The sequence below is a fragment of the Peribacillus sp. B2I2 genome, assembly GCF_041261685.1.
Classification (GTDB): domain Bacteria; phylum Bacillota; class Bacilli; order Bacillales; family DSM-1321; genus Peribacillus.
Genome location: NZ_JBGCCB010000001.1, coordinates 5,558,078 through 5,581,638, shown reverse-complemented (window position 1 = coordinate 5,581,638; position 23,561 = coordinate 5,558,078). Strand labels below are relative to the sequence as shown.

The 23,561-nt window shown below is 40.7% G+C and carries 23 protein-coding genes and 4 tRNA genes; 25 read left to right on the top strand and 2 right to left on the bottom strand.

The window, feature by feature from the left end; all coding sequences use genetic code 11:
* The first annotated feature begins 1 nt into the window (after position 1).
* The gene (gene rsmG, locus ABIE66_RS27850; RefSeq protein ID WP_125159987.1) at positions 2–718 is read left to right on the top strand and encodes a 16S rRNA (guanine(527)-N(7))-methyltransferase RsmG; all 717 of its coding nucleotides are present in this window, start codon (positions 2–4) and stop codon (positions 716–718) included.
* Positions 719–882: 164 nt separating this feature from the next.
* Here rsmG and ABIE66_RS27845 read toward each other — a convergent pair whose 3' ends face one another.
* The gene (locus tag ABIE66_RS27845) at positions 883–1,044 is read right to left on the bottom strand and encodes a hypothetical protein (RefSeq protein WP_289327198.1); all 162 of its coding nucleotides are present in this window, start codon (positions 1,042–1,044) and stop codon (positions 883–885) included.
* 77 nt (positions 1,045–1,121) lie between these two features.
* Here ABIE66_RS27845 and noc point away from each other — a divergent pair, with 77 nt between their 5' ends.
* The 4 genes from noc (at position 1,122) to ABIE66_RS27825 (ending at position 4,631) form a co-directional block, all read left to right on the top strand.
* On the top strand, positions 1,122–1,982 hold the full coding sequence (gene noc, locus ABIE66_RS27840; RefSeq protein WP_289314137.1) for a nucleoid occlusion protein: 861 nt from the start codon (positions 1,122–1,124) through the stop codon (positions 1,980–1,982).
* 260 nt (positions 1,983–2,242) lie between these two features.
* Positions 2,243–3,004: a ParA family protein gene (locus ABIE66_RS27835; protein WP_289314138.1), complete on the top strand. Its 762-nt coding sequence runs from the start codon at positions 2,243–2,245 to the stop codon at positions 3,002–3,004.
* Entirely contained in the window at positions 2,997–3,857 is an 861-nt protein-coding gene (locus ABIE66_RS27830; RefSeq protein WP_370016945.1) for a ParB/RepB/Spo0J family partition protein, read from the top strand. The genes ABIE66_RS27835 and ABIE66_RS27830 overlap by 8 nt, the downstream gene beginning before the upstream one ends.
* A gap of 72 nt (positions 3,858–3,929) precedes the next feature.
* Entirely contained in the window at positions 3,930–4,631 is a 702-nt protein-coding gene (locus ABIE66_RS27825; protein WP_289314140.1) for a DUF554 domain-containing protein, read from the top strand.
* A gap of 52 nt (positions 4,632–4,683) precedes the next feature.
* Here ABIE66_RS27825 and yyaC read toward each other — a convergent pair whose 3' ends face one another.
* Positions 4,684–5,319 carry a spore protease YyaC gene (yyaC, locus tag ABIE66_RS27820; protein WP_289327196.1) on the bottom strand — a complete coding sequence of 212 codons (636 nt, stop codon included), beginning with the start codon at positions 5,317–5,319 and terminating at the stop codon, positions 4,684–4,686.
* 387 nt (positions 5,320–5,706) lie between these two features.
* On the opposite strand from yyaC, the gene ABIE66_RS27815 reads away from it, so the two are divergent.
* The 20 genes from ABIE66_RS27815 to ABIE66_RS27720 all read left to right on the top strand — a co-directional run bounded on the left by ABIE66_RS27815 (position 5,707) and on the right by ABIE66_RS27720 (position 23,559).
* Positions 5,707–6,543 (top strand): mechanosensitive ion channel family protein, encoded by an 837-nt coding sequence (locus tag ABIE66_RS27815; RefSeq protein WP_370016944.1) that lies wholly within the window; start codon positions 5,707–5,709, stop codon positions 6,541–6,543.
* A gap of 21 nt (positions 6,544–6,564) precedes the next feature.
* On the top strand, positions 6,565–6,762 hold the full coding sequence (locus ABIE66_RS27810) for a DUF951 domain-containing protein (RefSeq protein ID WP_289314143.1): 198 nt from the start codon (positions 6,565–6,567) through the stop codon (positions 6,760–6,762).
* A gap of 166 nt (positions 6,763–6,928) precedes the next feature.
* Entirely contained in the window at positions 6,929–8,029 is a 1,101-nt protein-coding gene (gene ychF, locus ABIE66_RS27805; protein WP_289314144.1) for a redox-regulated ATPase YchF, read from the top strand.
* A 205-nt stretch (positions 8,030–8,234) separates the two neighbouring features.
* The gene (rpsF, locus tag ABIE66_RS27800) at positions 8,235–8,519 is read left to right on the top strand and encodes a 30S ribosomal protein S6 (protein WP_034316153.1); all 285 of its coding nucleotides are present in this window, start codon (positions 8,235–8,237) and stop codon (positions 8,517–8,519) included.
* A 69-nt stretch (positions 8,520–8,588) separates the two neighbouring features.
* Complete coding sequence (gene ssb, locus ABIE66_RS27795) at positions 8,589–9,119, top strand: single-stranded DNA-binding protein (RefSeq protein ID WP_370016943.1); 531 nt, start codon at positions 8,589–8,591, stop codon at positions 9,117–9,119.
* Between the two features lie 47 nt (positions 9,120–9,166).
* The gene (rpsR, locus tag ABIE66_RS27790) at positions 9,167–9,406 is read left to right on the top strand and encodes a 30S ribosomal protein S18 (RefSeq protein WP_230161608.1); all 240 of its coding nucleotides are present in this window, start codon (positions 9,167–9,169) and stop codon (positions 9,404–9,406) included.
* A 247-nt stretch (positions 9,407–9,653) separates the two neighbouring features.
* The gene (locus ABIE66_RS27785) at positions 9,654–10,601 is read left to right on the top strand and encodes a YybS family protein (protein ID WP_370016942.1); all 948 of its coding nucleotides are present in this window, start codon (positions 9,654–9,656) and stop codon (positions 10,599–10,601) included.
* Positions 10,602–10,639: 38 nt separating this feature from the next.
* Complete coding sequence (locus ABIE66_RS27780; RefSeq protein ID WP_289327192.1) at positions 10,640–12,610, top strand: DHH family phosphoesterase; 1,971 nt, start codon at positions 10,640–10,642, stop codon at positions 12,608–12,610.
* Positions 12,607–13,056, top strand: a complete 450-nt coding sequence (gene rplI, locus ABIE66_RS27775) for a 50S ribosomal protein L9 (protein WP_289314148.1) — start codon at positions 12,607–12,609, stop codon at positions 13,054–13,056. The genes ABIE66_RS27780 and rplI overlap by 4 nt, the downstream gene beginning before the upstream one ends.
* Positions 13,057–13,196: 140 nt before the next feature.
* The gene (gene dnaB, locus ABIE66_RS27770) at positions 13,197–14,561 is read left to right on the top strand and encodes a replicative DNA helicase (protein ID WP_289314149.1); all 1,365 of its coding nucleotides are present in this window, start codon (positions 13,197–13,199) and stop codon (positions 14,559–14,561) included.
* Between the two features lie 287 nt (positions 14,562–14,848).
* A complete protein-coding gene (locus ABIE66_RS27765) occupies positions 14,849–16,141 on the top strand; it encodes an adenylosuccinate synthase (RefSeq protein WP_370016941.1) in 1,293 nt (430 codons plus the stop codon).
* 297 nt (positions 16,142–16,438) lie between these two features.
* Positions 16,439–16,514, top strand: a tRNA-Lys gene (locus ABIE66_RS27760).
* Positions 16,515–16,522: 8 nt separating this feature from the next.
* A tRNA-Glu gene (locus ABIE66_RS27755) sits at positions 16,523–16,594 on the top strand.
* Positions 16,595–16,617: 23 nt separating this feature from the next.
* A tRNA-Asp gene (locus ABIE66_RS27750) sits at positions 16,618–16,693 on the top strand.
* A 31-nt stretch (positions 16,694–16,724) separates the two neighbouring features.
* Positions 16,725–16,797: transfer RNA gene (locus ABIE66_RS27745), tRNA-Phe, on the top strand.
* A 406-nt stretch (positions 16,798–17,203) separates the two neighbouring features.
* A complete protein-coding gene (locus tag ABIE66_RS27740) occupies positions 17,204–18,622 on the top strand; it encodes a peptidoglycan DD-metalloendopeptidase family protein (RefSeq protein WP_370016940.1) in 1,419 nt (472 codons plus the stop codon).
* Between the two features lie 276 nt (positions 18,623–18,898).
* Positions 18,899–19,606, top strand: a complete 708-nt coding sequence (yycF, locus tag ABIE66_RS27735) for a response regulator YycF (RefSeq protein ID WP_034316131.1) — start codon at positions 18,899–18,901, stop codon at positions 19,604–19,606.
* Positions 19,607–19,611: 5 nt separating this feature from the next.
* Entirely contained in the window at positions 19,612–21,444 is a 1,833-nt protein-coding gene (walK, locus tag ABIE66_RS27730) for a cell wall metabolism sensor histidine kinase WalK (protein ID WP_289327190.1), read from the top strand.
* Positions 21,441–22,778 carry a YycH family regulatory protein gene (locus tag ABIE66_RS27725; RefSeq protein ID WP_370016939.1) on the top strand — a complete coding sequence of 446 codons (1,338 nt, stop codon included), beginning with the start codon at positions 21,441–21,443 and terminating at the stop codon, positions 22,776–22,778. The genes walK and ABIE66_RS27725 overlap by 4 nt, the downstream gene beginning before the upstream one ends.
* Entirely contained in the window at positions 22,765–23,559 is a 795-nt protein-coding gene (locus tag ABIE66_RS27720) for a two-component system regulatory protein YycI (RefSeq protein WP_289327188.1), read from the top strand. Before ABIE66_RS27725 ends, ABIE66_RS27720 begins: the two co-directional genes overlap by 14 nt.
* Positions 23,560–23,561 lie beyond the last annotated feature (2 nt).

Below are 23,561 nucleotides of genomic sequence, written 5' to 3'. Positions count from 1 at the left end.
CATGAATATTGAACAGTTCCAACAAGCACTGCAGGAGAAAGGGATCGAGCTTTCTCCTCACCAGCTTGATCAGTTTGACACTTATTATCGATTATTGGTGGAATGGAACGAAAAGATGAACTTAACAGCCATCACTAATAAGGAAGAAGTTTATCTAAAGCATTTTTATGATTCAATCAGCGCAGCCTTCTATTTCGACTTTAACAAGTCATATCGAATTTGCGATGTTGGGGCTGGAGCCGGATTTCCGAGTATTCCATTGAAGATTTGTTTCCCTGATATCCACGTATCGATTGTGGATTCTTTGAATAAGCGAATCTCTTTTTTGAATCACCTTGCTGAGTCCTTACAATTAAAGGGAGTTTCCTTCTATCATGACCGGGCGGAAACCTTCGCCCAAAAACCGGAGCATCGCGAATCCTATGATATTGTCATGGCAAGAGCGGTAGCCAGGATGTCCGTTTTAAGTGAACTATGTTTGCCGCTTGTTAAGCCAAACGGGACGTTCATTGCCATGAAAGCGGCTAGTGCACAGGATGAAATGGACACAGGGAAAAAGGCCATTTTTACATTAGGCGGAGAAATCGAAGAAATTCATCCTTTCACATTGCCAGAGGAAAATAGTGAAAGAAACATCATTACAGTAAAAAAAGTGAAGAAGACTCCTAAAAAATACCCAAGAAAACCAGGGACACCGAATAAGCAGCCTATTGAATAACCTCTATTATATGGAGATGGTTTCATATTAAGCGTAAATGATTCGGATATATGGCTGGTACTTGCCCTAATTTTCTTTTACTATAAATGTACGAGCTTATTATCAATATTGTATTTGCCAACAAAAGGCAATTTTTCGGTACAATGTCAAACGTGTGCCAGATTTTACAGTTGGGCTAGAAAGTCGGCGATTTTTCTTTTTGATTCAGGGAAATAATCTTGGGCAAGCCGGCGATATTTATAATAACTGGCCGTCAATTCCTCATTATTGCCTTGATGACGCCAGTCGACATGTTTTTCACAGTGAAGGGCCATATGTATAACCATGTCGGGAAATGTATGCAGGACTTGTCCTTTAAATAGAGAATATGTTATTTGGGAGTTTTAAAAGGTGGTGTAGGAAGATGAAGCATCCTTTTTCGCGGTTCTTTGGGTTTGGCGAAAAAGAAGAACAGCAACTAGAGATGGAGACACCTAGCAATAATAATGAAGAGATAAGAAAAATTTCCATTTCTGATATTGTGCCTAATCGATTTCAACCAAGGACCGTTTTTAATGACGATAAAATTGCTGAATTGGCTCAAACGATTCATACACATGGAATCATTCAACCAATTGTAGTAAGGGCTTATGGACAGGGGAAATATGAAATCATTGCTGGTGAGCGTCGTTTTCGAGCCATGCAAAAGCTTGGCTGGGAATTGGCACCTGCAATAATCAAAGATTTCACCGATACAGAAACGGCTTCCGTTGCGCTGATAGAAAACCTTCAGCGTGAAGAACTGACACCGATTGAAGAAGCTTTGGCTTACGGTAAACTATTGGAGCTGCATAGTTTAACCCAAGAAGCTCTGGCACAAAGACTGGGAATAGGACAATCTACCGTGGCGAATAAGCTTCGGTTGCTTAAGCTGCCCCAAGAGGTTCAAGATGCACTTCTTCAAAAGCAAATTACGGAACGCCATGCCCGCTCGTTGATACCGTTAAAAAGTCCAGAAAAGCAGCTTAAACTGCTTTTGGAAATCATCGAAAAGGGGTTAAACGTCAAGCAGACCGAAGAGCAGGTCGTCAAGCTCTTAACGGGTACTGTGCAAAAGCCGAAACCTAAGCGGAAAGCGTTTAGTAAAGACATGAGGATTGCCGTGAATACTATACGCCAATCACTCAGTATGGTTACAGACAATGGAATAAATTTGGATGCAGAGGAAGAAGAATTCGAGGAGTATTATCAATTCACGATTAAAATACCTAAGAAAAAAACTTGATTCCCTATCCTTAACCCTGCTTGGTAGTCTCTGATTACCAAGCTTTTTTTATTTTGTCGCAACACTGGCATTTGCCATCTCAAAAAGGTTTCAATTTTTCCGGTATTTAATGCTGTTTAGATATATTTCAATTTTTAAGAGGAATTTAAGAAAACGATTTCTTCCAGTAACATTCATGATAAAATAGAAAGAAATAAATGGATCTACGGTAAAAGTTAATAGATATAGCGTGATGAAGATAGTTGAAAGCAGGTGAATTCGTGGGTAAGATTCTCGCCATTGCCAATCAAAAAGGCGGTGTTGGAAAAACGACAACTTCTGTCAGTCTAAGTGCTTGTCTTGCATACATAGGACAGAAAGTCTTAATGGTCGATATCGATCCGCAGGGAAATGCTACAAGCGGGGCAGGTATCGATAAAGCAGATGTGGAACAATGTATTTATGATGTATTGGTTGATGATGTCGAGGCCAGTACCGTCATCATGGAAACAAAGGTAGAAAATTTATATGCTATACCTGCGACCATTCAACTTGCAGGTGCTGAAATTGAACTTGTTCCAACCATCTCAAGGGAAGTCCGATTAAAAAGGGCATTGGAAGAGGTGCAAAGCCAATATGATTACATTGTGATTGACTGTCCTCCATCATTGGGTTTGCTCACGCTTAATGCATTAACGGCAGCTGATGCCGTTTTGATTCCTGTACAATGTGAATATTATGCACTGGAGGGCTTGAGCCAACTTTTGAATACGGTCCGTCTCGTCCAAAAGCATTTGAACCATGATTTGAAAATCGAGGGTGTGCTATTGACGATGTTGGATGCCAGAACAAACTTAGGTATCCAGGTTATAGAAGAAGTCAAAAAATACTTTCAGGATAAAGTCTATCAAACCATCATCCCCCGCAATGTCCGTTTGAGTGAAGCACCGAGCCATGGGGAACCAATAATTATATATGATCCAAAGTCACGAGGAGCGGAGGTCTATCTAGAACTGGCAAAGGAAGTGGTATCAAATGGCTAAAGGACTTGGCAAAGGACTTAACGCACTTTTCAACAATGTGGAAATCAGTAAAGATGAAATCGTGCGCGAAATCAAATTAAGGGAATTAAGGCCAAATCCTTATCAGCCCCGAAAGAGCTTCCGACTTGAAGCTATAGAGGAATTAAAGCAATCTATCATGGAACACGGGATATTACAGCCGATTATTGCCCGGAAAAGCATTAAGGGATATGAAATCGTGGCAGGGGAAAGGCGTTATCGTGCTGCTAAGGAAGCGGGTTTAAAGACAGTTCCGGTTGTTGTGAGGGAATTGAATGAACAGCAGATGATGGAACTGGCGATTTTGGAAAACCTGCAACGGGAAGATTTAAATCCGATTGAGGAAGCGGCTGCTTATCAAACACTTCTTGAAAAATTGGAATTTACCCAGGAGCAGTTGGCCAATCGCTTGGGTAAAAGCCGACCCCATATCGCGAATTATGTCAGATTACTGTCTTTGCCTGAAGGGATTAGGAGTTATATCTCCGATGGGGAAATTTCCATGGGGCATGGCCGAGCATTACTGGGTTTAAAGAAAAAAGAGATGCTAAAGCCAGTATTGGATAAAATCCTCAAAGAAGGAATGAATGTCAGACAGCTAGAGCAATATATACATCAATTGAATGATACCGTTTCACGTGAAACCAAAACTAAGAAACAAGAGAAAAAGGATATATTCATAAAGCAGCGGGAGTCAAGTCTGCGTGAAAGACTAGGAACGAGTGTAACGATAAAACAAAGTAAGAAAAAAGGGAAAATAGAAATCGAATTCTTTTCAAAAGAAGATCTAGAGAGAATTTTGGACTTGATCGATCAAGAGAACCTTTCCTCTTAGATTGCCTTTATGAAAAGATAGTGGCAACAGAAGTTAGATCTATTTTTCACTGTAGAAAATTAGGTGGATGAGATGGTATTATTAGGGGCTTTGGTGAATGGTGCCTGTATTTTAATCGGTTCGATTTTGGGAAGATTTTTACAACATATACCTGAAAAGATAAAAGAAACGGTCATGAGCGGGATCGGTTTAGCCGTCATGGTCTTAGGCTTGCAGATGGGGCTGAAAAGTGATCAGTTCCTCATTGTCATTTTAAGTATTGTTGGAGGGGCAGTCCTTGGCGAATGGATGGATCTTGAGGCAAGGCTTAATTCTTTAGGCAATTGGATTGAACGCAGGATGAAAGCGACTGAAGGAACTTCGATATCTCAGGGGTTTGTAACGGCTACGCTCATATTTGGCATTGGGGCGATGGCCATTATCGGTGCCCTGGATAGTGGTATCCGGAATGATCATGACGTTTTGATAACAAAAGCGATCATCGATGGATTTACAGCGCTGGTCCTCGCCAGTACGCTTGGCATAGGTGTACTTTTTTCAGCATTTCCAATCATTCTTTATGAGGGATTTTTAGCAATTTTTTCAAGACAAATCAATACGATGATCCCAACCGCTTTAATGGATTCCTTCATATTGGAAATGACGGCAACTGGAGGAGTCATGATTTTAGCCATTGGTTTGAATATTATCGGTGTCACCAAAATAAGGGTGGCCAATCTGCTTCCAGGCATAATGATTACCGTCATTCTGGTTACTATCATGTATTATGTATAAAAAAGAAGGAAGGGGTAAACCCTTCCTTCTTTTTTATGATCAGAAATACCAATCAAAGGGATTTTTCTTGCTTGAATGACCATGTGAAAGGAGTGATGGAAGGTTTTACTGGATAATGATCTTGTGCTTCGGAAATTCCTTCGGCGATGGTTTTGGCCATCTTCAGAACCAGATTAAGACGAGTGTTTTGCAAAACCATGAACTCCATGAATCCACTTACATTCACGATTCCTGTAATATGGGCATTTCCAACGGAAGGAAGTTCTTTATTGACTCCAGCACCTGGTTTCACTGGTCCTTGACCGATTTGAACAATACCCACACTTTTCATTTTGCCTAAACAAGCGTCGATTCCGACAATAAAGGGATTGGTATGAATCTTTTTTATTTCATTTAATTTTTCCTGTAAATTCATCGCATGAATAGGGTCATCCAGAGTACCGTACACATGGAATGTAGAAGAACCGCTTCCAGCTTTTTCACTAAGCAGAGTGCCGACAAGTGGTCCGAGGGAATCGCCTGTAGAACGGTCTGTGCCTATACAGACGATGACGATTGGTTGAAGCTTTCCAGTTGGTAGAAGGTTGATTAATTCCTGGGAAATTTGTTTGGATGCATCCGTATCTTCATGCAGGATGCGACTCAATCTATTTTTATTATTATTAAATAGACTAGAATTCAGATTCATCGGCTCCACTCCTTTACTTTATTTGGTATTACAGTATACGGATAATAAGGGAAAAATATACGGTATTTAACGTAATGGATGAGGGAATTTTTTGTAGAACATGCAAACAGGTGAAGGGGAAATGGATTGACGTTCTTCCTCTACCAATTGCTTTCATTAATACATTCTATTAGAAAAATACTTGATTAATTCGGAAAAAACTTCTAATTCCTTTACCTATATACCCATATTTTTTTTGTACAGAAACCCTTATTTATTGATAAAATAGAGAAAACTTCTCTTATTCAGGGTTATCTCACAGCAGTAGGGGTAGAGGACTACGTCTATATGGAAAAGTCATAGAGAAGATATAAAAGTTTTGCAGTTTGCATTAGGCAGGAGGAAAAGATGGATCGCATGTATGATAACGTTACAAAAGAGATATTGGATGAAAAGGTATGGCTGCTGATGGGCGAGGGCATTATTAAAATCTTCCTTGTTCTGTTATTATCGCGTATTATTATTTCAATAGGAAAGACGGTTATAAGTAAATTTTTCGCGGTTCGCTTAAGAAGTCCTATTCGTGTTTCAGAGCGTAGAGAAACGACACTCATTAAGTTGCTGGAAAATATTGTAACTTACGTTATCAATTTCATTGCCTTGATAATGATTCTTGAAATTTTCTCATTCGATGTAAAGGCCTTACTGGCTGGAGCTGGTATTCTTGGTTTGGCAGTTGGGTTTGGTGCTCAAAGTTTGGTCAAGGATATAATTACAGGGTTTTTCGTCATTTTTGAAGATCATTTCTCGGTTGGGGATTATATTAAAATAAATAATTTTGAAGGGGAAGTCATTGAAATCGGGCTTCGTACTACGAAAATTAAAAGTGGTGCAGGGGAATTGCACTTCATACCCAACGGCAGCATCATCCAGGTTACGAATTATTCCATTTTAAACAGTATGGCTGTGGTTGATGTGACCATACCTAACGATGGGTCGGTCGAGCTTGCTGAGAAGGTGCTGATTGAACTCTTAAGCAGTATGGAAGGCAAATATGAAGCCTTGATTAAAGCACCTGAATTTTTGGGAATCGAAACAATAAGTGCTGAAGAAATCGTCCTTCGGATTACAGCGGAAACAAAGCCAATGCATCACATCGAAATCAGTAGGATATTAAGAAAAGAAATAAGTGCTGCGCTTGATTTAAGTGGGATTAAATCTACGTACAATGGCAGCGAGTCATAGGAATTAGGGGGGCTCATGGTTATGGAGGAGAAAGAATTTGGGCTTAAGGATGTTGTGGAAATGAAAAAGCCGCATCCCTGTGGAATAAACAAGTGGAAAATCATTAGGCTTGGTATGGATATCCGGATAAAATGTGAAGGTTGCGGTCATAGCGTAATGCTGCCTCGACGTGAATTCGCGAAGAAAATGAAAAAAGTTCTGCAAAAGCATGAGGAGTGATCATGCTTTTTTTTTGGAATGAAAGTAGTCCTGCCATCTCAATGATTTACTTGTCTTTTTAGGGAGCGAAATCTATAATTGGGAAAGGTTTAGGTAATTGGATGGTCTTTATAGAAGATCAGTCTTTTTCCATATGTACGAATTATCTTGAAGGAGTGAAATATAAATGGCTTTAACAGCTGGTATAGTTGGTTTGCCTAACGTAGGTAAATCCACTTTATTTAATGCAATTACTCAGGCAGGTGCGGAATCTGCCAACTATCCTTTCTGTACCATTGATCCAAACGTCGGGATTGTGGAAGTGCCGGATCACCGTCTGCAAAAATTGACTGAATTGGTTAAACCGAAAAAGACGGTTCCGACAGCATTTGAATTCACGGATATCGCCGGGATTGTAAAAGGAGCAAGTAAAGGAGAAGGACTGGGTAATAAATTCCTTTCCCATATCCGTCAAGTGGATGCCATTTGTCAGGTCGTCCGATGTTTCGCAGACGATAACATTACTCATGTTTCCGGAAAAGTAAATCCAATCGATGATATCGAAGTCATCAACCTTGAATTGATCCTTGCCGATTTGGAATCCGTTGACAAACGCATCGACCGTGTCGGAAAAATGGCCAAGCAAAAAGATAAAGGCGCAGTGGCAGAACATGAAATCCTTGTGGCTTTAAAAGAGGCATTGGAAGATGAAAAACCAGCCCGTTCAGTTGAATTCACTGAAGAACAGCAAAAAATCGTGAAGGGCATGCATTTACTTACAGCGAAGCCGACGCTTTATGTGGCGAATGTGAGCGAAGATGAAGTGGCTAATGCTGACGATAATGAATATGTTCAGCAAGTTCGTGAATATGCTGCTAAGGAAAATGCCGAAGTAATCGTAATTTGTGCCAAAATCGAAGAAGAAATTGCAGAGCTTGAAGGTGAAGAAAAGGAAATGTTCCTATCTGAACTTGGCATCGAGGAGTCAGGTCTTGACCAGTTGATCCGTGCTTCATATAATCTGCTTGGATTGGCAACATACTTTACGGCTGGTGTACAGGAAGTGCGTGCATGGACATTCCGGAAAGGTATGAAGGCCCCTCAATGTGCAGGCGTCATTCACACGGACTTCGAACGTGGTTTCATCCGTGCCGAAATCGTTTCTTATACCGATTTGCTTGAAGCGGGTAGTCATGGTGCTGCAAAAGAAGCAGGAAAAGTTCGTTTGGAAGGAAAAGAATACATCGTTAACGATGGCGATGTAATCCATTTCCGTTTTAACGTTTAAGATTCAACTCCAGTCTGAAAGATCCTACAGCTCCATATGTAGGGTCTTTTTTGAGCCTTTAATCATTAGATTTCAATTAATTGTAATAAGTCGAACCGTTCGTTGCAAAGCCTCTTTAACTATGCTATAATTTTATCTTGTGAGTAATTATAAATAATTGCTCCTTGCCCAATTGGGCCGCTTAGACCAAAAGGAGGTGACAGTGATGAGAAAATACGAAATTATGTATATCATCCGTCCAAACATTGAGGAAGAAGCTAAAAAAGCTTTAGTTGAACGTTTCAACACAATCCTTTCTGATAATGGTGCGGAAGTAGAAGCAAAAGAATGGGGTAAACGCCGTCTTGCATACGAAATCAATGATTTCCGTGACGGTTACTACATGCTTCTTAAAGTTAACGCTGAAAGTGCTGCGATTCAAGAATTCGATCGTCTTGCTAAAATCAGTGAAGACATTATTCGCCACATGGCTACTAGAGAAGAAGTATAATCACATATTTAATATAAATTCTAATCTTGTTTCACATGAAACAGGCTTGAAACCTAGGGGTTGATTCTGATGATGAATCGCGTAGTTTTGGTAGGACGCTTAACTAAAGATCCTGAATTACGATATACACCTAATGGAGTTCCCGTAGCTACCTTTACTTTAGCTGTGAACCGTAGTTTTACGAATCAGCAGGGTGACCGTGAAGCGGATTTCATTAACTGTGTTGTTTGGCGTAAACCGGCAGAAAATGTAGCTAACTTCTTGAAAAAGGGCAGTTTAGCTGGCGTGGATGGACGTGTCCAAACACGTAATTATGAAGGACAAGACGGCAAACGCGTATATGTGACGGAGATTCTGGCTGAGAGCGTTCAATTCCTTGAACCACGAAGCAGTTCAGCGGGTGAAAGAAATGAAGGCGGTTCTTACGGTGGAGGTCAAAAAAGTTATAGCAATAATAATAACGGAAATGACAACAATTCGTATGGACAAAATCCTAATCAGAATCAACGGAGCAATAACAACTACACTCGTGTAGATGATGATCCATTTGCAAATGACGGTAAAACAATCGACATTTCAGATGACGATCTTCCGTTTTAAACAGCCGTTTAAAATGAAAATTGAAAAAGCAGGGAGGGAAATTTATTATGGCAATGGGTGGACGTAAAGGACGCGGTAAGCGTAAAAAGGTTTGTTATTTCACATCTAACGGAATCACTAAAATTGATTACAAAGATGTAGATCTTCTTAAAAAATTCGTCTCAGAACGCGGTAAAATTTTACCACGTCGTGTAACTGGCACTAGCGCTAAATATCAACGTAGATTAACGATTGCTATTAAACGCTCACGTACTATGGCATTACTTCCATATGTATCTGGTGAATAATAAATTGGCACATTGAGGAGTTTTCCTTAATGTGCCTTTTTTATAAAATCGCGCTCTTATGTCTGAAAACCGCTGAATTGCGGTTTTTTTATTTTCAAAAGTAATTCATATGGCCATTTTCCTTAGAAAAAGTAATCATATCCTAAAAAAGAATGTGATGTTTGAAATATCCTAGCCGTAACGGATACAATATAAAGATGGAGATAAGACATTAATTTTAATCAAAACAGGGGGGTGAAAAACAAAGATGAATAGCGGAAGACGAATTGCGGAGGGTGGAGCCCTTTTGGCACTATATTGCATTTTATTGTTCATCACCATTCAAGTACCATTAGTGAATATCTTCACCACTTTCTTTTTACCCATTCCATTCATACTGTTCACAGCCAAACAAAAGTTATCGTGGAGCCTGGGTTACTTATTTATAGCCTCGCTGTTGTCAATCCTCATTGGGACGCTATTGTCTGTTCCGCTTACCTTACTTATGGGGGCAACCGGAATTGCGATCGGTTATTTTTTGAAAAGGGACAAATCGATGGCAACTATGTTCATAAGTGCAGTACTTGTCTTCCTGGGAGGCATTTTATTAATATATGCAGCTTCAGTGTTGATAATGGATGTTAATTACATAGAAGAATCGATGGATATGGTTGAAGAGTCCGTTGAAAATACAGTGGGCATCATGGATTCTTTTGGCCAGGCACCGACGGAACAAGTCAAAAAGCAGGTGTATGAAACTGTCGATATGTTAAACACACTGATGCCAAGTTTGTTCGTTCTGATGTCAGTCATTATGGTTTTATTGATTTTCTTCGCTGCGCATCCAATTGTGAAGAGGTTCAGTGATAAAACGTTAAAATGGCCCCATTTTCGAGATCTGCGACTCCCGAAAAGTCTTTTATGGTATTATTTAATTACGATGCTTCTTGCTCTTTTTGTGAATACGGACAAGAACAGTTTTGTATATATGGCCATAACGAACATATTTTTCATCTTGCAGTTCTTCATTTTATTACAAGGATATTCCCTGATATTTTATATCGCTCATGTGAAGTCATGGGCTAAAGCCATACCTGTTATAATCGTGGTTTTTTCTTTGCTGCTGCCGATTCCGATTATTACAACAGCCGTACGATTTTTAGGTATAATAGATTTAGGCTTTCCTTTTAGGGAGACAATCAAGAAAAAGGAATAGACTTTTTTGTAAAACAGATGCTTTTAGGAGCTGAAACTATGCCATCTTATTTGAAAGAATACTCGATTAAGTCCCCGTTGTATGGGATGCTGGCCGCGGGCGTTTTACTTTTGGGCGTACTGGCTTATTATAATTGGGTTATTGCACTTGTTGGACTATTGATTCTTGCTGGTTTATTTTATTTAACATTAAGAATGGTAGAAAAAAAGCAACGTAAGACAGAAGAGTATATAACGACTTTATCTTACCGATTAAAGAAGGTCGGCGAGGAAGCGTTATTGGAAATGCCAATTGGGATCATGCTCTTTAATGAGGATTATTACATTGAATGGACCAATCCATTCCTGGCTTCATGTTTTAGTGAAGACTCCTTGGCAGGAAGATCGCTCTATGATGTCGCGGACTCGATCGTTCCATTAATTAAGCAAGAGATCGAGACAGAGACACTTACGCTCCACGATAGGAAATTCAAAGTGGTCCATAAGCGTGAGGAAAGGCTTCTTTACTTTTTTGATGTGACGGAGCAAGTTGAAATTGAGAAATTATATGAAGATGAGCGAACGGCAATTGCGATCATTCTCCTTGATAACTATGATGATTTGACACAGGGTATGGATGATCAGCGTAAAAGCAGCATTAATAGCCTGGTCACCTCACTTCTTGATAAATGGGCAAGGGATAATGGCGTTTTCTTTAAACGGGTTTCCTCTGAACGATTCATCGCTGTCTTTAATGAGCATATCCTTCAGCAGCTTGAGAAGGGGAAATTCTCGATTTTGGATGAAATCAGGGAAACGACAGCCAAGCAAAATGTACCATTGACCTTGAGCATCGGGGTCGGCTCGGCCGTGTCATCCTTACCGGAACTAGGTACGCTTGCACAGTCCAGCTTGGATCTCGCTCTAGGTCGGGGCGGTGATCAGGTAGCAATAAAGCAAGCGAATGGTAAAGTGAAATTCTATGGCGGTAAAACCAATCCGATGGAAAAACGCACAAGGGTCCGTGCACGTGTGATTTCCCATGCATTGAAGGATATAGTCCTTGATAGCGATAAAGTCATTGTCATGGGCCATAAAAACCCGGATATGGACGCAATCGGTTCAGCGATAGGCATCTTGAAAGTTGCCCAAATGAATGAACGTGAAGGCTATATTGTTATAAACACCCAGCAACTTGATAGCAGTGTCCTCCGTTTAATGGAGGAAATCAAAAATAAAAAAGAGCTTTATGCCCGGTTTATAACTCCTGATGATGCATTTGAAATGATTACGGATGAGACATTGCTGGTTGTGGTCGATACACATAAACCTTCCATGGTAATTGAAGAGCGGTTATTGAATAGGATCGATAAAGTTGTAGTCATCGACCATCATCGCCGGGGTGAAGAGTTCATCAAAAACTCGTTGCTCGTCTATATGGAGCCATATGCGTCTTCAACAGCTGAACTTGTAACCGAACTGCTTGAATATCAGCCGAAACGCAGCAAGATTGATATGCTGGAATCGACGGCGCTTCTTGCGGGTATCATCGTCGATACGAAAAGCTTCACCTTAAGGACGGGTTCACGTACTTTCGATGCAGCCTCCTATCTTAGGGCACATGGAGCTGATACGGTACTTGTCCAGAAGTTCTTAAAAGAAGACGTGGACACCTATATTAAACGGTCAAAGCTCATTGAAGAGGTAATCTTTTATAAAAAGGGAATTGCCATTGCCTCGGCAAAAACCGATCAGGTCCATAATCAGGTGCTCATAGCTCAGGCTGCTGACACCCTATTGACCATGGATGGCGTTGTTGCTTCCTTTGTAATGGCTAAGCGATCTGATGATACAGTAGGCATAAGTGCGCGTTCTCTTGGTGATATCAATGTACAGGTGATCATGGAAATGTTGAATGGGGGCGGCCATTTGACAAATGCCGCTACTCAACAGGTATGCTCCATTGATGAAGCCGAAAGTCGATTGAAAGTAGCTATTGATGAATATTTAGAAGGGGGACAAAAAGAATGAAAGTAATATTTTTAAAAGACGTTAAAGGTAAAGGGAAAAAAGGGGAAGTTAAAAATGTTGCAGATGGATATGCACATAATTTCCTGCTTAAACAAGGATTGGCTGTTGAAGCAAATAATACAAATGTGAAAACTTTGGAAGCACAGAAGAATAAAGAAGAATCACTTGCTGCCGAGGAACTGCAACATGCTGAAGAATTGAAAGTCCAACTGGAGAAATTAACGGTTGAGCTATCTGCCAAAGCCGGTGAGGGCGGGCGTTTATTCGGTTCCATCACGACTAAACAAATTGCATCAGAGCTTCAGAAGAAACATGGTATCAAGATTGATAAACGCAAAATGGAGCTTGCTGACGGTATCCGTTCTTTAGGACACACCAAGCTTCCAGTCAAGCTTCATCCTGAAGTCACAGCGACACTTACTGTGCATGTGAAAGAAATTAACTAATTTTAGTTGTTTCATATCTGTGAAAAATTGATAAAATAGAGGTAGACGAAAAATGTGATTGGGCATGTTGTCCTTTCACTTTTTTCTTTTTCACTAGAAACATATAAAAGGTATCCTCTTAGAATGGGAGGTTTTAAGATATGATAGAACAATTTCAGGATAGGATTCCCCCTCAAAATATAGAAGCCGAACAGGCTGTACTAGGAGCCATTTTTCTTGAGCCCTCTTCATTGACCGTTACATCGGAAGTTTTGATTCCGGAGGATTTTTACAGAAGCTCTCATCAAAAAATCTTTAATGTGATGCTTAAATTGAATGACGAAGGAAAAGCTGTCGATTTGATTACGGTGACAGAGGAACTGGCTGCGACCAAAAACCTTGAAGAAGTTGGCGGAGTTTCTTATTTAAGTGAATTGGCCGGATCGGTACCTACCGCGGCCAATATTGAATATTATGCCCGCATCGTCGAGGAGAAGTCATTGCTTCGCCGTTTGATCAGGACAGCGACCAACATCGCCCAGGAAGGCTACAGTCGCGAGGACGAGGTCGAGGAGCTGCTCGGGGAAGCAGAAAAAACGATCATGGAAGTGGCCCAGCGTAAGAATTCCGGGTCTTTTCAAAATATTAAGGATGTATTGGTGCGGACGTACGATAACATTGAAGTTTTGACTACCCGTAAAGGGGATGTCACGGGAATACCGACCGGGTTTGCTGAACTGGATCGAATGACAGCCGGGTTCCAACGTAATGACCTCATCATAGTGGGCGCCCGTCCTTCGGTTGGTAAAACCGCCTTTGCATTGAATATCGCACAAAACGTTGCAACCAAAACGGATGAGAATGTAGCGATTTTCAGTCTTGAAATGGGTGCAGAGCAGCTCGTTATGCGTATGCTCTGTGCTGAAGGAAATATCAACGCCCAGAATTTACGGACAGGTTCCTTAACTGATGAGGATTGGCGTAAATTGACGATGGCGATGGGAAGCTTGTCGAATGCCGGCATTTATATCGATGATACGCCGGGTGTGAGGATTGGCGAAATCCGTTCAAAATGCCGTCGTTTGAAGCAGGAACATGGCCTTGGCATGATATTGATCGATTACTTGCAGTTGATTCAAGGCGATGGTCGTTCAGGCGACAATCGTCAGCAAGAGGTATCCGAGATTTCACGTTCACTCAAAGCGCTCGCCCGTGAACTTCAAGTGCCCGTCATCGCCCTTTCCCAGCTATCGCGGGGAGTGGAGCAGCGCCAGGATAAGCGCCCGATGATGTCCGATATCCGGGAATCAGGGAGTATCGAGCAAGATGCTGATATCGTGGCATTCTTATACCGTGATGATTATTATGACAAGGAATCCGAGAATAAAAACATCATTGAAATCATTATAGCGAAACAGCGTAATGGTCCAGTAGGAACGGTTTCGCTTGCATTCGTAAAAGAATACAATAAATTCGTTAACCTCGAACGTCGCTTCGATGATGATTCGATGTCTCCCGGGGCATAGAGAACAGCCTGCCATTCATGGAATGGCAGGCTATTTTTATTTTGGGAAAAAGAAAGGGGCTGGTGATAATAATTAAAGAAATCAAAGGGCAGAATAATGATTGACAATCCAAAACCAATTTTAAAACGGAAAGGATTTTTCATATTTACGAACAAATAATTTATTAAAATGTGTATTGTTCGGATTTTGTATTGACTTCCAGTTTGGATTATTGATAAAATAGGTTTGTTTGATAAGAACCGGTTAAAAATCGGTATTACGTGAACCTTTGGAGGTGCTTTATTCAGATGTCATCAGTTGTAGTAGTCGGTACACAATGGGGAGACGAAGGTAAAGGTAAAATAACAGATTTTCTATCCCAGAATGCGGAAGCCATCGCTCGTTATCAAGGTGGGAATAATGCAGGGCATACAATAAAATTTAACGGCGTTACCTATAAACTGCATTTAATTCCGTCAGGGATTTTTTATAGTGATAAAATTTGTGTCATTGGAAATGGTATGGTGGTTGATCCAAAAGCTCTTGTAGAGGAGCTTGCTTATTTACATAGTCACGGTGTAAGTACGGATAATCTTCGTATCTCAAACCGTGCACATGTCATTCTTCCTTACCATATCAAATTGGATGAAGTCGAAGAAGACCGTAAAGGCGCCAACAAAATCGGAACGACAAAAAAGGGTATCGGCCCTGCTTATATGGACAAAGCTGCTCGTAACGGAATCCGCATGGCAGATCTTTTGGATCGTGAAATTTTCGAGGAAAAATTGACTCAAAATCTTGTCGAAAAAAACCGTATGTTTGAACGTTTCTATGAAACGGAAGGTTTCAAGATTGAAGATATCATGGAAGAATACTATGAGTACGGACAACAAATTCAGAAATATGTTTGTGATACATCCGTTGTATTGAATGACGCACTTGATGAAGGAAAACGGGTATTATTCGAAGGGGCACAAGGTGTCATGCTTGATATCGATCAAGGAACATACCCATTCGTCACTTCATCTAACCCGGTTGCAGGTGGGGTTACCATCGGTTCTGGCGTAGGCCCTACTAAAATCAACCATGTAGTTGGAGTATGTAAAGCATATACAAGCCGTGTGGGTGATGGTCCTTTCCCTACAGAATTGCATGATGAAATCGGTAACCAAATCCGTGAAGTTGGCCGTGAATATGGTACAACTACAGGCAGACCGCGCCGTGTCGGCTGGTTTGACGCTGTTGTCGTCCGTCATGCTCGCCGTGTCAGCGGGATTACCGATTTATCATTGAACTCGATTGACGTATTATCAGGTCTTGATAAGGTCAAAATTTGTGTAGCTTATGAATACAAAGGCGAGATCATTCATGAGGTACCAGCGACCTTGAAAGCGATTGGCGAATGTAAACCAGTCTATGAAGAGCTACCAGGCTGGCCAGAAGACATCACGGGGTGCAAATCATTGGATGAGCTTCCAGAGAACGCACGCCACTATGTAGAGCGCGTATCCCAATTGGTAGGCATTCCTTTGACTACTTTCTCTGTCGGTCCTGACCGTAACCAAACAAATGTCGTGAGAAGCCCTTGGCGTCTAGCGTAATTCATGAAAAAGGAGCTGGATTTTTTTGCCAGCTTCTTCTTTCTTTATTAGGGTGCATGCATCCTGATGTCACGTTCGTGAGGCATGGGATACAGAGTTAATGGAGTGAAACAGTAGTGAAAAATGAAAAAGATAAGAAAATTTTAATTTTTTTTCAAAAAACTATTGCCTAAACTATATTAACCATGATATTATCAAAAGCGTCGTCACAATAGAACAAGCCGTTAACAACAGCAAGCGAGTAGCTGCATTGGAGATGTTAAGTTTACATCCGGCGAAGTTACATTTCATTAGAACGAGCCATTAGCTCAGTTGGTAGAGCATCTGACTTTTAATCAGAGGGTCGAAGGTTCGAATCCTTCATGGCTCACCATTTTTTTCGGCCCATTGGTCAAGCGGTTAAGACACCGCCCTTTCACGGCGGTAACACGGGTTCGAATCCCGTATGGGTCACTTCTTTATATAAATTCTTTACTGGTCCCGTGGTGTAGCGGTTAACATGCCTGCCTGTCACGCAGGAGATCGCGGGTTCGATTCCCGTCGGGACCGCCATTTTATTTTTTTGTTCTAAAATAGAATATTTGGCTCAGTAGCTCAGTCGGTAGAGCAAAGGACTGAAAATCCTTGTGTCGGCGGTTCGATTCCGTCCTGAGCCATCCTTTTTAAAAACGCCTTTCCTTTAAGGCGTTTTTTTGTTTTACATCAGAAGTATTTTAAATGAAATCTTGTTAATAGATTGTTAACGATTTGTAACATACCAATTTTGGCCAATTTGTCATATAACTCGCTTTTACCCATACGGGGCTTATATCCACTCCTTTTTTCGTAATTTACCGAACTATCCTCATTAACATATTTATTGGTACTTGTTGTCACCATTTATACAGTTCTATTACATTATGAAGTCTATTTCTTGTTTTTTTTCTTATTATGGTAGAGTTATGAGTGGAAAAATCATTAAATCAGTCATATGTATGTAGATATTTAAAATGGACTAATAAATCTCAAAATAAATTTGATTAGTTTCTTAATTGGTGACTGAGCCGTTAAGGAGGACAATATATGTTTAGCTCAAAAGGTAAGGGGATCATCCTGTTGATGGTTTCCGTCATTTTATTGCTTGCAGGAAATCGGGCAACGGCTGCAGGGATATCGGAAACTAACACCATTCAGCATGTTTACCTTAACGATGAGTTCGTCGGAAGTGTGACGGATGAAACGGAAATAGAGAAGGTCGTAGCCGAAAAGGTAGAAGAAGCACAGGAAGATTATCCTGACTTTACATTCGATAGGGAGACACAGCTGACGTTTGTACCTGAAGAGGTATTCGATGTAGAGGTTAAAGAGGATCAGGCTGTAAAGGGTATTCAAGATCAGTTGAATGTGAAGGCAGAGGCGTATGAAATCGATATAGATAATCAGGCGGTAGCCTATGTTGCGTCAAAGGATGATGCTGAGGACGTTTTGGAGAAAATCACTTTATTATATGTAAATGAAGAGGAATTCTCCGAATATGAATCAGTTAAAAAAGAAAGCGAAACGGACGCGGGAGCGTTAAAAGAACCGGGAAGCAGAATTCTGGACATCAAATTTTCAGTTCCCGTCACGTTTAAAGAAACAATGGTCGATCCAGATGAAATCAAGACCGTCGATAAAACCCTTTCCATGATTGAAGAAGGAAAGGAAGAAAAGACGATTTATGAGGCTAAGGAAGATGAGGATCTTGAATCAATTGCCACTAGGCATGATATGGACCTGGATCAACTGTTGGAGCTGAATCCAGAACAGGAAGAGGACAAAGGTATTAAAGAGGGAGAGCGTCTCTATGTGACCCAGCGTACGCCCTATGTGAACGTAATGGTAGAAAGAGAAGTTTTTAAGGAAGAGAGGATTCCTTTTGAAAAGAAAGTGAAGGAGGATGACGAACTTCCAAAGGGCGAACTCATTACTGAACAAATAGGCAATGAGGGGATTCGGGCATACACCTACGCAGTATCTGAAACAAACGGTAAGAAAATCAGCGAAACGATCGTAAAAAAGGAAGTCACGGAAAAAGCCAAAACAGAAATCACCAGAAAAGGCACGAAGGTCATTCCTTCACAGGGAAGCGGTACATATTCATGGCCTGCAGACGGGGGTTATATTTCCAGTAAGCAGGGCCAGCGTTGGGGGAAACTTCATAAAGGTATTGATATCGCCCGGCCAACCACCAGAACCATAACGGCAGCAGATCATGGAATAATCGAAACTGCCGGAAACTCCGGAGGGTATGGAAATAAGATAACGATCAATCATAATAATGGGTATAAGACAGTGTATGCCCATTTGGATTCAATAGATGTAAAAGCAGGACAAAAGATTGAAAAAGGCATGAAAATTGGCATGATGGGTTCAACAGGGCACTCAACCGGTGTCCATCTCCATTTTGAAATATATAAAAATGGGTCTCTTGTAAATCCGCTAAACTATATAAGTCAGTAATCGATGGAAGTCTTCGAAAAATATTCGAAGACTTCTTCTTCATATATAGATGAGAATAATAGGAAAAAGGTGATTTAATGCCTATAAAATGATAAAGTAGAATAGATACAATTTGCTTTCATTCCGGTGTTCAGCCCCTTTTATTGGGTATATATATATAATTTTGTTGAATCAGGTTGTTAGATTGGTGCAAACAGAAGGAAAAGTGAATAAGGTCCCGGATAAGGACACGGTTTTTAATAGATTCAGTTTAGTTATTAAAAAGGAGATAAGTACATGGATAAGAAGATTTTGGTAGTGGATGACGAAAAGCCAATTGCTGACATATTACAATTCAATCTAAAAAAGGAAGGCTATGAAGTTTTTTGTGCTTATGACGGCAATGAAGCCCTCAAGATGGTAGAAGAACGGCAACCTGATTTGATTTTACTTGATATCATGCTACCGCAGCGCGATGGGATGGAAGTTTGCAGGGAAGTAAGGAAGAAGTATGAAACGCCAATCATCATGTTAACGGCTAAGGATTCAGAGATAGATAAGGTCTTAGGCTTAGAGCTTGGAGCAGATGACTATGTGACAAAGCCATTTAGTACCCGGGAAATAATTGCCCGCGTTAAGGCGAACTTAAGACGTCAGCAAGCTGTCCCGGTCCCAGATCAAGAAAATGAACCGAAGGAAATTACGATAGGAACGCTCACTATCCATCCGGATGCCTATGTGGTATCCAAGCGGGGCGATACGATTGAATTAACGCATCGCGAATTTGAATTGCTTCATTACTTGGCGAAGCATATCGGTCAGGTCATGACAAGGGAGCACTTATTACAAACCGTGTGGGGCTATGATTATTTTGGTGATGTACGGACAGTCGATGTAACGGTCAGGCGTCTTCGTGAGAAGATTGAAGACAATCCAAGCCATCCTGGTTGGATTGTAACTAGAAGAGGGGTCGGTTATTACCTGCGTAACCCTGAACAGGAGTAGTCCTTATGAAAAAGGTTGGTTTTTTTCGCTCAATTCATTTTAAATTTGTTCTGATTTATGTTTTGCTCATTTTCGTAGCGATGCAAATAATCGGGGTATATTTTGTTGGGGAATTGGAAGAAAATCTTGTCGGGAACTTCACGAAATCAATAAAAGGTCACGTTAACCTTCTTACCTACAGTATTGGTGAAGAAATGGAAAAAGAGAGGGGAGAGGAAGATCCAACCCTCGAAGAAGCGATTTATACGATATTGAAAGACCGGGATAACTCATCGAATGATATTTCGGAAGTACGTGTCATCGACACCCGCAGCAGGCGTGTGATCGGAACTTCAGTCCCAAGTAACCAAGGTATCGTAGGAAAGAAGACTACGGAAGCCCTTATTAAAAATACGCTGATTTATGGAAAAGAAGATAGTGATGTTTTTCGAGATCAGAAAACCGGCAGGCGGCTCTGGGTCCTTTCGACACCCATTGAAGCAAATGAGGAGGTCATTGGTGCCGTTTATGTAATTGCAGAGATGGAAAATGTCTTTGAGCAGATGGATGAAATCAATAGTATCTTCATGACGGGCACAGCCATTGCCCTAGTGATTACGGCCATCTTAGGGATCCTGCTCGCACGAACGATCACCAGGCCCATGTCTGATATGAGAAAACAGGCCCTGGTGATGGCGAAAGGGAATTTCTCCAGAAAAGTTAGGGTATATGGCGATGATGAAATTGGTCAGCTTGCCGTCACTTTCAATAATTTGACCAAAAAGCTTCAAGAATCGCAATCAAGTACAGAAGGAGAGCGGCGTAAGCTTTCATCTGTCCTTGCCAATATGACGGATGGCGTAATTTCAACGGACAGGCGCGGTCGGGTGAACTTGATTAATGAACCGGCGGCACAATTATTGAATGTCTCGCGTGAAACCGTCATGAATCAACCAATCATTGAGGTTTTGGGTCTTGAAGAAGAATATAAATTCGAGGATTTACTGGAAGAGCGAGAGTCCGTGATCCTTGATTACAGCAAAAAAAATCGGCCATTCATTTTGAGGGGAAACTTTTCGGTCATTCAAAAGGAAACGGGATTCGTTAATGGCTTGATTACTGTTTTGCATGATATTACAGAGCAGGAAAAGATCGAGGGTGAACGCAGGGAATTTGTTGCCAACGTTTCACATGAACTGCGAACTCCGCTTACAACGATGAGAAGTTACCTGGAGGCATTGGCTGAAGGGGCATGGAAGGACGAGGAAATCGCTCCATCCTTTTTAAGTGTGACCCAAAATGAAACAGAGCGAATGATCAGGCTTGTTAATGATCTGTTACAGCTTTCGAAAATGGACAGTAAAGATTACAGGCTTAAAACAGGCTGGGTGAATTTCAATAAATTCTATGACCATATCATCGATCGTTTTGAAATGACGAAAAATGATGATATCACGTTTAAGCGTGATTTGCCTAAGGAAGCTTATTTTGTGGATATTGATGAGGATAAAATCACCCAGGTTCTCTATAATGTAATCTCCAACTCATTAAAGTACTCACCTGAAGGGGGTCAAGTGACTTTCCGTGTCAGGGCATCGGATGGCTTTATCATTGTGAGCATTACAGATCAAGGAGTGGGTATCCCGAAAAACGTCATTGATAAAATATTCGACCGCTTCTACCGTGTGGATAAAGCAAGGTCGCGGAACTTAGGCGGGACCGGGCTTGGTTTAGCGATCGCAAAAGAAATGGTCGTGGCGCATGGCGGGAAAATATGGGCGGAAAGTGTGGATGGAAAAGGAACTACCGTGTTCTTTACACTTCCTTACGAACAGGAAGAAGAGGATGATTGGTCATGAATTTTGAACGTGCAAAAAGCATCATACTGATTATTTTGGTTGGGACAAGCATTTTTTTGACTTGGAGCATTTGGACGTACGAGCCTGAATATGATAAATTTGGTGACCAATCGAATTATATAAAGATTAAAAGCGATGTCCAGATTGTTAGTGATGTCATTAAACCTGTCAGTATCCTTTTTCATGGAAATGGTCGACATTTCCAGACTTCCAATCCGGTAGAGATAAATAGAATGGAAAAAGAATTTTCGCAATGGAATTTTACCGGCGTAAAAGAGATATCCGTAAAAAGGCTGCAAAGGAAATTTGATGATTTTGTCCACGAAGATGGGTCGATTGAAATCGAATATTCCGATGAGGTTCCCATCTCCCTCTATAAAACGGTATTGGGTATTACGGATACGGAAGTGCCTGGATTTTCATTCGATAGAATCATCATTAAACAAAAGGATATCAGTGGTAATGAATCTGCCGTTTATTTTGTTTCCTACGATCAAGGGAAGATCTATCAAGGTATGGTCGACTCTAAAAGACTAAGGCGTTTTATGGATTTGTTTTATACGGGTTCTTACGATAGGCACCCTGAATATACGGCCGAAACCATAAACAGCAAAAGGACATTGTTCGTTCCTGAAAAACCAGTGACGATCAGCAAATTTCAATATTATATCGACTCTTTGGATATTGGAGACCTTAAAAACGCTCTATTTAATAATCCGAAGTATGTACGACAGGACTCCGTTTCGGTCGGTGAGGAATACACGGATGGAACAAGACTCATGACGGTCAATAAAGAGAATTACCTAATTTCTTATATCAATCCGGCACAAAAGAGAAAGTTATTTGGCAGTTCCAGTGACCTTCTCCAAAAAGGAATAGAGTTCATCAATGATCATGCTGGTTGGGAAGATAACAATTACCGCTTTGCCTATATGTCGGAGAATGAGCAACGAGTGGTATTCCGCTTATTCGTAAATGGTTATCCGGCCTTCAATGAATCCGGAATGACCGAAATCGAGCAAATTTGGGGGAAAGAAGAAATTTATAGCTACGAGCGCCCATACTTTTCACTTGCCTCAGTCCTTCCGTCTGAAGGGTCGGAAATGACTTTAAAAAGTGGTAGAGAAGTCTTGAATCAGTTGAAATCGAAAGATAATATCGACTTCAAGAGCGTGGAGGACATCTCGATTGGCTATAAACTGCATAAATCCCTTGATTCCAAACTTGTCACACTAGTTACGCTTGAACCCACTTGGTATTATCGTATCGGCGATAAATGGTTTATTGTGCCTTTTGAAGAAGATACGGGAGGCGATCAAAGTGGATTGGAATAATACAAAATCAATATTCATCATGGTTTTCTTCGTTTTGAATATTTTTCTTCTTTATCAATTTCTGGAAAAGATAAATGACTACCAAATTGAAAATTTCACAGAGTCCACAACGGAAGAACTCTTGAAGGAAGATGAGATTTCAATAGAAACCCCACTTCCGAAACAAAAGAAGGATCAATTCCTGATTGCCAACAGCAAGACTTTCGAGAAGAAAGATATACAGTACCTGAAAAATCAAAAAGCAAAAATCATAGATGATAAGAAGCTTGTAGGTACATTTAAAACACCAGTTGGCATGAAAGCGGAAATTCATGCAGCAGACGTTGATATATTCCTGAAGGAGTATATATTAAATGGAAATGAGTATCGTTTTTGGAGCTATGATCAAATCAACCAGACCATCACCTGCTATCAGGTGGCAGATAAAAAGATGTTTTATAATAATAGTAAGGGGAAGGTCACTCTATATCTGAACAAGAAGGGTGAAATCGTTTCCTATGAACAGATGTATTTAGAGGGAATTGAAAAATTCAATAAACCTAAAGAATTGGTATCTGCCTTAAATGCTATTGGAGCATTGTATAGAAATGGTGATATTAATCCCAAAAACACAGTCACGAATGTAGAACTGGGTTTTTATAATTCGCTGCAGACGACATCTGTGTCACATTTACTTGTGCCAACATGGTGGGTGGTCATTGATGATGAAACAGATCTCTTCGTGAATGCTTTTGATGGAGAGGTCATTGAATTGAATACAGAAGAAAAAATACTGGAGTGAGT